A 13,972-nucleotide genomic window follows, 5' to 3' on the forward strand; every position below is an offset into this window, starting at 1 on the left:
TTGAAACGTACTATTCCAAGTTGGCAACCCGTTTCTAGATCAGAACGATTTTGCGGAAAATCAGAGTTTCAGATCCCGGTAATAATCCGGGACCTTGGCCCATTTTTGGTACCAGAGAGGATTCATCGCTCTTTGGTAGAGGTAGGCATCGACTAGAATTAAGTTCACAGCCGCCTCTACAATGGGTACGGCGCGGGGAAGTACGCAAGGATCATGACGACCTTTTGCTTCCAGGACAGTATCCTTTCCTTCGATATTGACCGTATTCTGCTTTTTGAAAATGGTAGAAGTCGGTTTAAAAGCGGCCCGGACAACTAGAGCCTCTCCGTTAGAGATCCCACCTTGCAATCCGCCGGAGTGATTCGTTTTCGTTCGAACTCTTCCGGTCCCTTCTTCTATATAGAATTCGTCGTTATGAGTGCTTCCTGTAAGAAGAGTTCCTGAAAATCCGGAACCCACCTCGAATCCCTTACAGGCAGGGATAGAAAGAATGGCCTTTGCCAAGTCCCCGTCCAATTTATCATAAACAGGATCTCCGAGTCCAGGAGGAAGATTATAAGAAGCACAGCGGATAATTCCCCCCACGCTGTCCCCAGCCTCTTTCATTTCTAGAATGAGTGCCCTCATTTTTTCGGCTGCTGCAAGATCCGGACAACGGACCTCATTCACATCCACTTCTTCTCGGGTAAGAGGGTACTTGCTTTCGGGAATATCCGAAGAGATCTTGCCGATCGTATCTACCCAAGCGACCGTCTTGATCCCGAAATCGTCCTCTAGGATCATTCTTGCGATGGCACCCGCGGCAACCCTGGCAATCGTCTCTCGAACGGAGGACCTTCCTCCTCCTACGTGAGCACGAAATCCGTACTTTGCTTGGTATGTATAGTCTGCATGAGAAGGACGAAATGTCTCTCTTAGATTTTCGTAATCTTTGGAAATCGTATTTTGGTTATGGACCACGAGAGCGATCGGGCTTCCGATCGTCTTGCCTTCGAATACTCCGGAGAGGACTTGGACTGTATCCGACTCGTCTCTAGGAGTGGTAAGTTTACTTTGGCCTGGCCTTCGACGGCTCAGATCCTTTTGGATCTCTTCTAAACGGATCGGGATCCCGGCAGGAACTCCTTCGACCACAACTCCCACGGCCTCACCGTGAGATTCTCCAAACGTACTAACTTTGAATATTTTACCCCAGCTGGAAGGCATACAGTACCAGAAAACAGGACACCAGCAAGGGAAGAAAGTAGGATTCGTCTTAAGCTAGGGAAAAGCCGAAAGCTTACGCGACAGATTTCGGAGCCGTCTGACGATGATTCTTGTCGATCAAGTCGAAGAGAGGCGGATCCAATTCAGGATCGATCGCATAGATCACTCTTCTCGGATCCACAGTATTAGCCAGATTGAATACTGCCTTCCTTCTGTCAGGACGGAAGGTCTTGCGATCGTAACCTGCGATCTTGATCTTTCCGGAATTGGAGAAGATCGGTCGGATGGTTCCTACTCTTTCCAAAAGAGGACGAGTTTGGTTGCGATTGATCTCACGAATAATACATGTCTCGAAATGGATCTTGTGCTGAGAATCCGTGGAAACCACGATGACGTAGTCGCCCACATTCAACACGCTCTTGTTCTCGCAGAGACTCAAGGCCATAAAGTCGAAGAATTCCTTAACCACTCTTTCATTATAAGAGAAGAAGCTATTGTTCAAGATCAACTTCATCGCGGTGATCGGAGCATAAGCCGGTCTCCAGTTTTGAGTCGAACTCAAGGAAGCAAATTCTCCCGAAATGGAAATGATCGCAGGATCATCTTCGCTATAAGAATTGCTTTGCAGGATATAAAGCTGTCTTTGTAGATCCTCTACTAGAACGCTTCTAGTTGGATCGTCCTTGTATTTTTCGTAATATTCGTTCAATCTTTGGACCAAAAATGCAGAAGAAGGATAATTGTTATTCAACCCTTCTCCGCGGTACGGTCTATGACTGTTCAATACGGAAGTCTTTACCTGAGTCTGGATAGAAGGGAGATTTCCGATCATCAGATAACTAATCACCGGATGGTTCTTGACATACTCGAATTCCTCTTTACTCAGATTTCCGTGAGCCGGGAATTTCATTCTGGACTTTCCTATATCTACCATATAAGCAGCCATCATCAGATTGAGTTGTTGTGCTTTTGAATTTTCTGCGTCCTTAAGAGACAATGCCTTTAAGCTTCTCAGCTTCATGGCCATAGAGATAACAGTGCGTTTGGTTAGGATCTCGGAATCGGTTTCTACACCTGCGGACTTCATGACCTCGATCACATTCACGAGGCCAAGCTCCACATCCTGACTGTTTGAGAAATCATCCAAAATTGAATCGATCGCCTTCGCGACATTCTTCACATGATTCCCATTCAAAGGATAATCTCTCAGATCTTTTAAAAGCTCCGAAGCCTGTTTCGCCATCTGAATGGTAAGATCCGGATTCACTAGCTTGATAAAAGAGACCTTACGGCCATTCACTGCATCCGGATGCTCGGCATTTACAGTCACTTTATGTCGTTCAGACAGAAGGAAATAGATCCCTTGTAGTTCGAACTTCTGAAGTTTATTGATATCGGCTTCGGTCGCGTTGTCTTTTCTATGGATCAGGATCTGACCGTTCTTGTTATAAAAATCGATCGGAATAACTTGATTTTCTTTAAATTGGCGTATAACGTCTGCGTTGAACTCGAATCGTTCGAGCTTTAATGGATCTTGTGGTCCTGAGTTGCTAGCCATAGAAAATCCGCACGTAACACTCAAAGGCCACAAAAATAAGCCCTAAGTATATAACGTTTAAGTAAGATATATTTATGTGACTAAGAAAAGGAGAATACTAAGGTACAGGCAAGAATAAATTTCCGCAATGGCGGCAAACGTTCAAGAAACTCCCGCTTTCGAGGGAGAATCCGAATCCGAAGAAGTCCTAGAGGGATATGTTTCTCTCACAACTCGATCCAGCGAATCGAAAAATTCAGGATCCAAACCTTCGTCTACCAAGTAAATGATCCGTCTCGGGTCTGCGTTCCGTTCCAAATTGAAAACAGCCCTTCTTCTATCAATATTTAGGCTGTCCATTTCGAAGCCGGAGATCCTGATCTTTCCATTATTTGCGAATTTTGGCCGGACAGTCCCGATCCTTTCTAACATGGGTCGGATCGAATTCTTATGTGACTCTTTGATTACACAGATCTCGAAGAATACTTTTCGATTGGAATCCTGAGATGCGACAATTACGTAGTCACCCACCTTGATAAACGGCTGATTATCGCAAAGGGAAAGGCCCACATGGTCGAAGAAGTCCTTTAACGTCTTTTCATTATATGCAAAAAAGCTATTATTCAAGATCAATTTCATCGCCTTGAGAGCTTCCATTGGTTCCCGCCAAGGCTGAGGAGTGGTAAGGGAGGCAAATTCCCCAGCAATAGAAAGGATCCCTATATCCTCGTAGGAAATACTATTCGTAAGAATGCTCTTTACTTGCTTTTGGATATCCGTTGCCAAAAGATTCTTTCGGAAATCGTCCTTATATTTCTCTCGATAGCTCTGGAGTTTTTGGACCAAAGGTTTGGTCTGAGGATAATTATTATTCATCCCTTCTCCGCGATGAGGCCTATGGTGGTTGAGTACAACAGATTTAACTGGGTCCTCTATTTCAGGAAGATTAGCGATCATGAGATAACTAATGATAGGATGGTTCTTGATATATTCCAACTCTTCCGGTTTTAGGTTCGCGTGAGTCGGGATCTTCATCTGAGTATAGCCGATATCGGCGAGATAAGAGGCCATCATCAGATTCATCTGCTCCGCCTTCTTCTGCTCCATGTCCACCTTGGTAAATACCTTAGCGGCCCGAACTTTTAGAGCCATTGCGATCACGGTTCTTTTGGTGAGTACTTCGGAGTCTACAGGCATCCCCGCATTTTTCATGACCTCGATAATGTTCACGAGTCCCGTCTCCATATTAGGAGAAGATTTAAAATCATCTAGGACCGCATTGATGGACTTATTGATCTCTTTTACATGATCCCCATTCAGAGGGAATTTCTTGATCTCCGAAAGGATGTCCGTAGCGCCCTTGGACATATCCAAGGTCAGAGTAGGATTGATCAGTTTATCAAAAGAAGGATCTAAGGAAGAATTCTTCTTTCCGCTGCCTGGATGGATCTTTGCGATCTCGGCGCTTAGAAAATAAATACCTTGCTTCTCGAATTTTTGGAGACGATTGATATCGTCGCCGGACGCCATATCCTGCTTATGGATCAGGATCTGTCCGTGTTTATTATAAAAGTCTACGGGGATGATCCGGTTCTCACGAAAGTGCTGGATCACCTCTTCCGTAAAATCGAATTTCTGTAAGTCTCTAGATGCGTCCATCGTTAGGCGGAAGGATCTCCTACTTTAGTATCGGCTTATATTACCAAATCATACTAAGATTGGCTAAGCCGATAAATCTATTTTTCTTAGACTAATACTTTGGACGTAGTAAATCCGTTTGATCAAACTTGATTCAAACTGCTCTGAAGAATATATCTGCGAATCCGTTCTTCCACCGAACTTCCCGCAAAACCGGCTCCTGTACGAGAGTCGGTTAATAGGAAAGTATCTTGCGCCTTCAAAGATTTTCCGTCTGTTCTAACTTCGCCCGAGAGAATATTGATCCCTAGGTCCTTTAGAACTCCGGTTACGAAGTAAAGTAAGCCCTTTCTATCGGGTGCTTCGAGATAAAATTTTGTGGCCGAACTTCCCGGTACGTCTTCGAACTCTAACTGGGAATCTTGTCCTAAGTAAAATGTGTTTCGAATATCTATTTCACTTGAGGTTTGGATCATTTCTTCCAATGCGTTTTCATCGGAAAAGACGGATGACATAAGTACACCTAGTTTAGAGGCCTTGATCTTGGAGTCCGTCTCGGAAGATCTAAGCAGGAACTCGTCATAACTGACCAAAGAATCCCCTTCTTTGATCGTACGGATATCTCCCGAAAGGATCTCGAAGCCCATAAAAAACATGGCTTTCACCATTTTATGCAGAGTTCCGGGAGCCGTCTCGGAGGTCTTGAGAGTGACCCGATAGATCCCGTATTCTTCTTTGTAGTTAAATTCAATCATAGTTCCGCTTTCCTACAAAGCCTGCTTAAGACCGGATATAAGCATCCAAAAACAAGCATTCTAAGCAAATGTTTTTACGAGTCTAAAAGAGTAGTAGCTCCTTTTTCCGTATTCTGTCTCCTAAAATTTTTCCTTAATGAGACAGAAGTTTAAGCAAAATCGCTCACTACCGGATATACGCGGGAAGGGGTGTCGGATATAGTGGGAAATAACGGAAATATCTTTCCTAAAAAGACAGAGCTCCCTCTCCCGTTCGGGATCCAAATGGGAAACATGTATGACAAATAAACAGAAATTCACCGAAGGCTTTAAACTCGGTAAAAATCAAGCGACCTTTTCTAATACAAAATCTTCCGGCCCTAAGGTGCCACCGGGAACCCAGGCTGCCAGGGGATCCTATTCCTCCACTCTAGGGACAGGTTTGGTTGGTGCTGAACCTTCTTCCGAGTCCCCCTTCCTTATTCTTCTTGGTCTAGCCAGATATTTTAGGAATTATAAAGGTCGGGTCGTTATCATTGTTGGCCTACTTTTAACCGAAATCATCGTTTATTCCGCGATTCCTTTCTCTTTTAAGTTTTTGATCGATGAGGCATTGATCGGAAAAAACGAAACCGTACTCTATATCACCGGTGCTCTTCTGATCACAGGCACGATACTGATCACAGTTGCCGGAACCATCCGGGATTATTTGTACAATTGGGTCTCCGCCAGAGCAGTCCGGGACATGAGAGAAGAACTCTTTATCCATCTCCAAAGAGTGAACCTGGACTTTTATGCAAATACCAGAATGGGAGATATACTCTCTCGCTTCTCAACGGATCTAACAGCCTTAGAAAGCGCCGTGCTTGCTTCGATCCCTTGGGGAATCTCTCCTCTTCTAGAAGCAATCTTTGGTACCGCTTTATTATTCGCTCTAGATTGGAAGTTAGGCGCCATTGCTACTCTGATCTGGCCGATCACTTTCCTAGGACCGGTATTCTTCTCTAAGAGATCCACAACTGCAAGTTATGAAAGAAAGATAGAAGAAGCCAAGGTCCTAAACGCAGTAGAAGAATCCGTTTCCGCGCAGAACCTGATCCGCGTGTACGATCTAGATCAAGCCTTTTGGGAAAAATTCAAAGGCAATTGCGAGAAGCTATTCCATGTCTCCATGAAATTAGGATTAACAAATTCCTACTTAGAACGCTCCGCGTCCGGAGGAATTCTTTTACTTCAGGCAGTTCTGCTCATCGCGGGAGCTTGGTTTGCATTCCATGGAATGGTGAGTGTGGGAGCTCTGGCAGCATTCCTTCCTCCGTTCCTGAACCTTTCGTATTCTCTTCTATATGTGTCTCAGTACTTTCCTACTATGAACCAGGCCAGCGGTTCTGCGAAACGTATTCTGGAAATCTTAAGGACTCCTGCATTCGAAACGGACAGTGAAAGACCTTATGCCCCTTCCGAACTTTTGAATTCTATTCGTTTAGAAGACCTGCATTTCCGTTATAAGGGCAGGAATAAGAACCTGAACGGGGTCAATCTGGAGATCAAGAAAGGAAGTTACACGGTCATTCTAGGTTCCAGTGGATCCGGAAAGAGTACCATCTTCAAATTGATCTTAGGAATGGTGGAACCAAGCCAAGGCAAGATCAGTTTCGACGGGATCGATTTGGAAAAGATCCGATTGCAAGCTCTTCATTCTATGATCGGGATCGTATTCCAGGATACTTTCTTGTTCCATACTAGCATCCTAGAAAATATTCGCATGGGTCGTCCGGACGCAACTCCGGAAGAAGCGATCGAAGCCGCAAAGCTAGCGGAGATCCACGAATTCATTTCCGGACTTCCGGACGGTTATGAGACCATCGTTGGAGACAAGGGCTCCAAGCTTTCCGGTGGAGAAAAGCAAAGGATAGCGCTCGCAAGAGCATTGGTCCGTAATCCTCAGATCCTTCTCCTAGATGAGGCTACTTCTGCTTTGGATCCGATCACAGAGGCGCGCATTCTGAAGACTTTGCAAAAACTGAGAGAAGGAAGAACAATCGTGTCCGTTACTCATAGACTGACAGGATTGCATGCTGCGGATCAAGTCCTAGTCTTGAAGAATGGAAATTTGGATCCTCATCATTCTCCGGAGAACGAACCTTTTACTCCTCCGGCAATCGCTCTATAAAATCGAAAGGATCTGAATCAAATTCTTGCAATTTGGATTCCCTCCCTTTTTTTTCGTTTAGTATGCTAAAAGTACCAACTTACGTAGCCGACTCTCCGATCGGAGGTTTAGGAGTCTTTGCCGGACGAGATATTGAAGAAGGAGAACTGATTTGGGAATTCCATCCTAAGACTGTATGGATCCTAACTCAGCAAGAAGTTGAGGCATTGCCTGAACGCTTGCGCATTCTGATACACACATACTCTTATTTGTTCGAAGGCGAATGGTACTTTTGCGTGGATAATTCCCGCTTCATGAACCATAGTGATAACGCAAATACTCTCGAGGATAAAACGGGAGTAAACGGTCAAAGCAATCCGGCAGGAAGGGACAGGGCAGTTCGCAAGATCCTAAAGGACGAGGAACTGACCTGCAATTACAAAGAGTTCGACCAGCACTGGCAAACAAAACTCTCTTAATAATCTATCTTCAGATCCTTGATCTTCTTATCCAGAGTGTTTCGGTTGATACCTAGGAACTTTGCGACTCTAGTCTTGGTATACTTGAATTTCTTCATGGCATACTTGATGAGTCTCGCTTCCACTTCTCCAACGACCACTTCCATAGCTCTTCCGTCTAACGCGTCCAGGTGAGCGGGAGAGAATCGGGAACTTGCCACTTCGGAACCGGCCTCCGGATCGGCACCCACTTCGACCTCTTCTCCTTCTTCTCCGTAGAGAATTCGTCCGCTGATATCGGAAAAATCTTGGATATCCAACATCTCGGATTGGGATAACACCACCGCTCTCTCGATCACGTTTTCCAGCTCTCGAACGTTTCCTGGCCAGGTATAACTCATCAGGAGCTTGTGAGCCTCTCGAGTAATTCCTTTGATCTTCTTTACGTTCTCGTTGGAATATTTGGAAATGAAGTGATTGATCAACAAAGGAACATCTTCCAATCGATCTCTCAACGGAGGAGTTTCCATGTTCACCACATTCAATCTATAATATAGATCCGCGCGAAATAGTTTCTGCGAGATCAGATCTTCCAGATCCGCATTCGTAGCCGCGATGATCCGAACGTCGATCTTCTTGGGTTTCACGGAACCGACTGCCTCGATCTCCTTTTCTTGGAGAACACGAAGAAGTTTGGACTGTAAGTTCAGATCCATTTCTCCGATCTCGTCCAAGAAGATGGTTCCCGTATCGGCCATCTCGAATTTTCCTTTCTTATCTGCAACCGCGCCTGTAAAGGATCCCTTCTTGTGACCGAACAACTCGGACTCCAATAAGTTCTCAGGAATAGCGGCACAGTTGATCTTTATAAAAGGCTTATCCGAACGGGAAGAGTTATAATGGATTGCAGAAGCGATCATTTCCTTACCGGTTCCGGATTCTCCAGTGATCAATACGGAAGCTCTGGAATCCGAGACCAATTGGATCATCTCGAACAGCTTCTCCATGGACTTGGACTTCCCGATGAGAGATCCGAACTTGTATTTGTTCTTGAGTTCTCGTTTTAAGAGTACGTTCTCTCTGGAGATCTCTCTCTTCTCCTCATCAATCAGCTTTTGGATACGGATCGCTTGGTAGATGACGGAAGCGACCACTTGCAAGAAGTCCAAGTATGTTTTTAAGTCTACGTATTTCTTATGAACAAAGAAGACGCTGACTACGCCTAGAACGTCCGTATCCGACTTGATCGGAGCCGCAAGGAAACTAACGTTCTCCGGATTATTCTTAAAATGATTGGCATTGTCTAAACGATTCAGGAAATTCTCGTCGTTTACGATAGACTCTACGATGACGGCTTCTCCGTTCTCGTATACTCTTCCTGTGATCCCTTCTCCCGGAAGATAAACTCCCTTCTCCATTTCTTCTGCAGTCAGGCCAGAGGCAGCGATCAGCTTGAGAATATTCTTTTCGGAATCGAATAGAACGATAGAACCTCTTTCCAAGTTCAAAGACTTATCGAGTCTCTCCATGATATCGTCAAAGATCTCTTGGAGGATCAAGGTAGAAGTTACCGTTCTGGAAATATCAATGAGTACTTGTTGGATCTTATTCTTTTGTTCCAGCTGACGGAAGGTCTGGAGGTTCTTGAAGATCTGAGCGGCCATATTGGCCAAGGTGGAAACCAGCTCCAGATGCTCGTCCGAGAAGGCCTGCTTTCTGCTGGAGTCCAACGAGATAACCCCAATTACCTCGTCCTCTACGATCATAGGAACGGCTAACTCGGAAAGGATCTCATCCTTAATGGAAATATAATGCGGGTTCTGGGTAACGTCGTTAACGATCATTCCCTCGCCAGAAGCAGCCACGATCCCGGTAATCCCTTCTCCCACCCTCAGTTTTACTTTGGTTCGAACGGAAGGGTTCATTCCCCGGAAGGTAACGATGTCCAAGACCTCGTCCGTCCGACTGATCAACATGAGAGATCCGGAACCGACCTCGCAAATTTGGATACATCTCTCCAAGATAAGATCCAAAAGGCGATCCGGATCAAGAGTTGAATTCATTGCCGTCGCCACTTCTTGGATATGGCGTAATGGGCTGGGTTTTATATAACCTGACATCTGCTTAAAAAAAATGCTAATTGATGATTTTGCGGTCAAGGAAAAAACCTAAAATCGAAGCACTTAGCTTTCTTTTCAGCGAGAAAAGCATTTCTTGATGATTCTGCTTAATACGCTGGAAACGGACATACGCGCTTCTCAGCGGAATTTTATGTAGAATATGATTTAGAAGAGATTCCAAATCCTAAGAAGTTAAATCCCTGAAATATTTTTACTAATTTGTGAAACGAGGATAGAAAAACATCTTTCCCAGTTTCGGTTTATCCTTATCCTTTTTCTCCGGATGTCCTGCGTATTTTGCGGAGAATCTTACAAGCCGGAAGGGCAGTACGAAGAAGGTAAATTTCTTTGTAATTCCTGTGGCCGAGAATGGATCCTAGAAAAAAGAAGAAGGAACCGGGCCAAACCTCCCGAGGCCCCGAGTCTTTCTAACGAGATCCTATTAGAGTTCTTATCCTTATTCAATACGAGTCCGAACCTGGACGACCTCTTGCAGGACTTTACGAATCTTGCCTTTCGAAAATTGAATCTTCCTGGGATCTCAGTGATGGTGTACGAACCTAGATTGGATCGTATCCTAGTAAAATCATGTAAGAACAAGAAAGGACCTGCCCTAGAAAAACTCGCCTTTCGAATGGAGATCAAGAAAGGAGAAGATAACGGCCCAATCGGCCAAAGCATAGAGACATGCAAATCCGTATATTATAGATTCAAGGACCAACCGCATAAGCAGATCCGACAGTACGGAAGAGTAAATCAAGTAGAGTCGGAGCTAAGTGTTCCCATCCATCTCAAGAAAGAAGTCTTGGGAATGATCAATGTAGATTACGAAAAAGACGATCCGGTCCAAGCGGAGAAGGATCGTTATTTTCTAGAGCTCATCGCAAGTCAGTTTGCCACAACTCTGAAGAATAGGATCTTGTTCGAAGTATCCCAGACCCAGTCCCGAAATTTCCGTAATCTTCATTCTGCCGCTTTGAAACTAAGTAGCTTAGGCTTCAAATATAGAACGGAGATCTTTCGGGTTATTCTTCTTTCCTTAACTGAATTTTCGGAGAGCGATCTGTTTGTACTCTTAGAAAGAAAACTAGAAGAATCAGGAAAGAATCGGATCATAGAGGGACATCTTTTAACGGGAAGTCCTAGAGCGCCAGAGATCAAACTGAATGTGCCTTTAAAGGGCGAATGGTCCGTACTAAATCAAGCGACCGACTCTCCGATACAGATTGATTCTTCTAGTCTAAAAGAATGGAAAACGTTAGGGAATGGTAAAAAGCATTTAGTGATCTTGCCAGTGCTCCGTTCCGACGAGTCGGAGATCTGGATCCTACTCGCAAAAGACGAATCATTGCATTGGAGCACAGAAGAAATAGACGTGTTGAATGCGTTTGCGATCCAAGCAGGGATCTCTATCCAGAACTTCCATTTATTCCACCAAAGAGCTCAGAAAGAAAGATTAGATAAGGAAATAGAGATCGCGAGAGATCTGCAAAGATCGCTTTTACCTAGAAAGATGCCGACTCAACCGGGATACGAGTTCGGAGGACTCATGATCCCAGCCATCGGGGTAGGAGGGGACTATTATGATTTTATAACAGACCCTTCCAACAAAGAAACTTATATCTGCATTGGTGATGTGAGTGGCAAGGGAGTTCCTGCCGGGATCGTGATGGCGACAGTGAGAACTGTAATCCATTCCCTTGTAAGAAAGAACCCTTCTCCTTGGGAGATATTGGTCACAGTAAACACATATCTATATCAGAATTATTTTAAGGACTCCTTCTCTCCTCGATTCATGTCCTTGACCATTATCCATTGGGACAGAAACGAAAATCGTTTTACGTTCAGCGGAGGAGGCCAGGGAAGCATTCTCATTTATAGAAAGAAAGAGGATAAGATCCAAGAAATACCTACAGGAGGAGTCGTTCTAGGGATTGAACCTGAGATAGAATCCTTCGAGAACCAGGGAGAATTTTCTTTGGAGCCCGGGGATTTCTTTCTTATGTTTACAGACGGTGTCTGGGAAGCAATGGATCCGAACGAAGGACTATTTGAAATGGAACGCCTAAACGAATGCATTTATGCGGGAAAGAAAGACAGTTTTCCGACCTTACTGGATAGTATTGTAAATCGGATAAAACACTTTACCGGAGAAAGGGAACAGACAGACGATATAACTCTGATCGGGATCAAACGACTGTCTTCCAAATGAAAGAGCAAATCCAAACCATTTTCCAAACTGCCTGGAACAAATTAGAGATCTATCATCCTCTAATGAGAGAAAAGCAAGCCATCCTTGCCTTTTCCGGAGGAAAGGATTCTTCCTTACTTCTTCAATTCTATCTTTGGCTCTTACAAAAAAGAGAGATCCAAAAGTCCCCCATTCTGTATCATCTGGACCATTCGATTCGTATGAATACCGACCAAGAATCCGAGATCAGGAATTTTACCAATACCCTCGACCTGATATCGGTCTTTAAAAAAAAAACGTTCCGAAATTCGCTCAAAGAACTAAATTCAGTCTAGAGGAATCGGGAAGAATATTACGTTTTCATGATTTAGAAAAACTGGTCCGAAAATTCGACGCGTATATAGCAACAGGCCATCATTCTGAAGATTATATAGAAACTCTATTGGTCCAATTGATCCGGGGAGGAGGTTGGAATTCTCTCAGGACACTTGGGATCTTTGAGAACAATCGCTTACGACCTCTTTTACTCTTTTCCGAATCCGATCGCAAGACGGCCCTACAAATAGGCGAATGGCCCGTTTTCGACGACGAATCGAATGATTCCCCTAAGTATTTACGAAATAGAATGCGTTTAGAAGTACTTCCTATTTTGCTTAGAGAAGGGATAGATCCGGAGAAGATCTATAGGAATTTTCACGACCAGGAACTACCCAGAGTACTTGCAAACGATCGAAAAGAAGAAGCACCCGAATTGCAAACCGTATCCAGACAGATCTTGGAAAAAGAATCAGGTTCCGTTTGCAAACAGATACTGGATCTGCATTTGAAAGTCCTCGGTCTGCATCCGCTAAACACTTCTTTTTTGAACGATCTATTGAACAAGCTCGACACTAGAGTTTCTTTTTCCTTGGAGAATAAAGAGGCTTGGTTTTGGAAAAGCGTTTCGTCAGATCTGTACATACTTCCGAAAAAAGCCGATTGCTTGAATAGCTTTCAGTTCGATCCGGAAAAATCTTTTTTACGTTGGAATGGAAAAACCAAGAGGATCCCGAAAAATTGTATCCCTACTGGCGACGGTGAAGGCGAAAGAATTTTGCTTGGAGGAATCCATAGGGACGTTTCTGAAATACTGAGAGAGAAAGAGATTCCTCTTCCGGTCAGAAAAATGCTACCCATTCTAAAACGGGAAGGGAAAACTGTATTGGTTTGTCTACGTATGTGGGACGCCCGTTTGGACGATGTCCGATCGGATGATTTTCAACAAGACCATTGAGATAAGGGTATATGGAAGAAGTCCAAGAATTAAAGCCGGACCCATTCTTTAGAGAAGTAAGATTTTATTCTTCTTATGCCGATGCTTCTAAGGTTCCAGCCAAAGGAGTTCCACATATTGCTTTTGCCGGGCGCTCCAACTCCGGAAAATCCAGATTATTAAACGCAATCGTCGAAAGAAAATCCCTCGCCAAGGTTTCTGCTCAGCCCGGAAAGACAAAGCTTCTCAATTTCTTTCTAGTCTCTAAGTCGTTGTTCTTAGTAGATACACCCGGATTCGGCTATTCTGCCAATTCCCATAAAGAGCATGAGCAAATGATGAATCTGCTGATGAATTATTTGAACTCTGCCAAGGACTTAAAATGTCTTTTCCTACTATCGGACGCACAGAGAGAACTTCCTGACGAAGAATTGGAATTGATAGGGACTTGTTTTGAAAAAGGCACTAAGCCCGTACTCGTTCGCACTAAGATCGATAAACTGAATCAATCCGAACTTTCCAAGCTCAGAAAGAAGATGAAGAATATCCAAGGATTGTATCCTATGCTGGAGATCGTATTAGTATCTCCTAAATACGGAAAAGGATTGCCTGAGCTTAGAAAGATCATAGAAACTATGATGAAGAATTTGATTGTCCCATCGATCGACGACGATCCGATGCCGG

General features: G+C 44.1%; 11 protein-coding genes. 6 read left to right on the forward strand and 5 right to left on the reverse strand.

Annotation, left to right across the window (positions count from 1 at the left end; translation table 11 throughout):
* Positions 1-60: 60 nt before the first annotated feature.
* The 4 genes from aroC to EHO57_RS11745 form a co-directional block, all read right to left on the reverse strand.
* Positions 61-1,206, reverse strand: a complete 1,146-nt coding sequence (aroC, locus tag EHO57_RS11730) for a chorismate synthase (RefSeq protein ID WP_135644516.1) — start codon at positions 1,204-1,206, stop codon at positions 61-63.
* A gap of 73 nt (positions 1,207-1,279) precedes the next feature.
* The gene (locus EHO57_RS11735) at positions 1,280-2,764 is read right to left on the reverse strand and encodes an HD domain-containing phosphohydrolase (RefSeq protein ID WP_135644514.1); all 1,485 of its coding nucleotides are present in this window, start codon (positions 2,762-2,764) and stop codon (positions 1,280-1,282) included.
* A gap of 141 nt (positions 2,765-2,905) precedes the next feature.
* Positions 2,906-4,402: an HD-GYP domain-containing protein gene (locus EHO57_RS11740; RefSeq protein ID WP_135644512.1), complete on the reverse strand. Its 1,497-nt coding sequence runs from the start codon at positions 4,400-4,402 to the stop codon at positions 2,906-2,908.
* Between the two features lie 122 nt (positions 4,403-4,524).
* On the reverse strand, positions 4,525-5,136 hold the full coding sequence (locus tag EHO57_RS11745; protein ID WP_135644510.1) for an ACT domain-containing protein: 612 nt from the start codon (positions 5,134-5,136) through the stop codon (positions 4,525-4,527).
* A gap of 277 nt (positions 5,137-5,413) precedes the next feature.
* Here EHO57_RS11745 and EHO57_RS11750 point away from each other — a divergent pair, with 277 nt between their 5' ends.
* Positions 5,414-7,288 (forward strand): ABC transporter ATP-binding protein, encoded by a 1,875-nt coding sequence (locus EHO57_RS11750; protein WP_135644508.1) that lies wholly within the window; start codon positions 5,414-5,416, stop codon positions 7,286-7,288.
* 62 nt (positions 7,289-7,350) lie between these two features.
* Positions 7,351-7,746, forward strand: coding sequence for an SET domain-containing protein (locus EHO57_RS11755; protein WP_135644506.1), 396 nt, complete (start codon positions 7,351-7,353; stop codon positions 7,744-7,746).
* Here EHO57_RS11755 and EHO57_RS11760 read toward each other — a convergent pair.
* Positions 7,743-9,788, reverse strand: coding sequence for a sigma-54-dependent Fis family transcriptional regulator (locus EHO57_RS11760; RefSeq protein WP_135644504.1), 2,046 nt, complete (start codon positions 9,786-9,788; stop codon positions 7,743-7,745). The genes EHO57_RS11755 and EHO57_RS11760 overlap by 4 nt on opposite strands.
* A 340-nt stretch (positions 9,789-10,128) precedes the next feature.
* On the opposite strand from EHO57_RS11760, the gene EHO57_RS11765 reads away from it, so the two are divergent.
* The 4 genes from EHO57_RS11765 to yihA form a co-directional block, all read left to right on the forward strand.
* The gene (locus EHO57_RS11765; protein ID WP_135644502.1) at positions 10,129-12,057 is read left to right on the forward strand and encodes a GAF domain-containing SpoIIE family protein phosphatase; all 1,929 of its coding nucleotides are present in this window, start codon (positions 10,129-10,131) and stop codon (positions 12,055-12,057) included.
* The gene (locus tag EHO57_RS19020; protein ID WP_135644500.1) at positions 12,054-12,371 is read left to right on the forward strand and encodes a PP-loop family protein; all 318 of its coding nucleotides are present in this window, start codon (positions 12,054-12,056) and stop codon (positions 12,369-12,371) included. Before EHO57_RS11765 ends, EHO57_RS19020 begins: the two co-directional genes overlap by 4 nt.
* A gap of 14 nt (positions 12,372-12,385) precedes the next feature.
* Complete coding sequence (tilS, locus tag EHO57_RS11775) at positions 12,386-13,309, forward strand: tRNA lysidine(34) synthetase TilS (RefSeq protein WP_281283394.1); 924 nt, start codon at positions 12,386-12,388, stop codon at positions 13,307-13,309.
* 11 nt (positions 13,310-13,320) lie between these two features.
* A partial coding sequence (yihA, locus tag EHO57_RS11780) for a ribosome biogenesis GTP-binding protein YihA/YsxC (RefSeq protein WP_135698317.1) occupies positions 13,321-13,972 on the forward strand: 652 nt, incomplete at its 3' end.

Origin of the sequence: Leptospira langatensis, from assembly GCF_004770615.1 — a bacterium.
Lineage (GTDB): Bacteria > Spirochaetota > Leptospiria > Leptospirales > Leptospiraceae > Leptospira_B > Leptospira_B langatensis.

Coding starts and splice junctions, on each gene's coding strand:
- EHO57_RS11750 (WP_135644508.1), top strand. CDS start 5,414: ATGACAAATAAACAGAAATTCACCGAAGGCTTTAAACTCGGTAAAAAT.
- EHO57_RS11745 (WP_135644510.1), bottom strand. CDS start 5,136: ATGATTGAATTTAACTACAAAGAAGAATACGGGATCTATCGGGTCACT.
- EHO57_RS11755 (WP_135644506.1), top strand. CDS start 7,351: ATGCTAAAAGTACCAACTTACGTAGCCGACTCTCCGATCGGAGGTTTA.
- EHO57_RS11765 (WP_135644502.1), top strand. CDS start 10,129: ATGTCCTGCGTATTTTGCGGAGAATCTTACAAGCCGGAAGGGCAGTAC.
- EHO57_RS19020 (WP_135644500.1), top strand. CDS start 12,054: ATGAAAGAGCAAATCCAAACCATTTTCCAAACTGCCTGGAACAAATTA.
- aroC (WP_135644516.1), bottom strand. CDS start 1,206: ATGCCTTCCAGCTGGGGTAAAATATTCAAAGTTAGTACGTTTGGAGAA.
- EHO57_RS11735 (WP_135644514.1), bottom strand. CDS start 2,764: ATGGCTAGCAACTCAGGACCACAAGATCCATTAAAGCTCGAACGATTC.
- EHO57_RS11740 (WP_135644512.1), bottom strand. CDS start 4,402: ATGGACGCATCTAGAGACTTACAGAAATTCGATTTTACGGAAGAGGTG.
- EHO57_RS11760 (WP_135644504.1), bottom strand. CDS start 9,788: ATGAATTCAACTCTTGATCCGGATCGCCTTTTGGATCTTATCTTGGAG.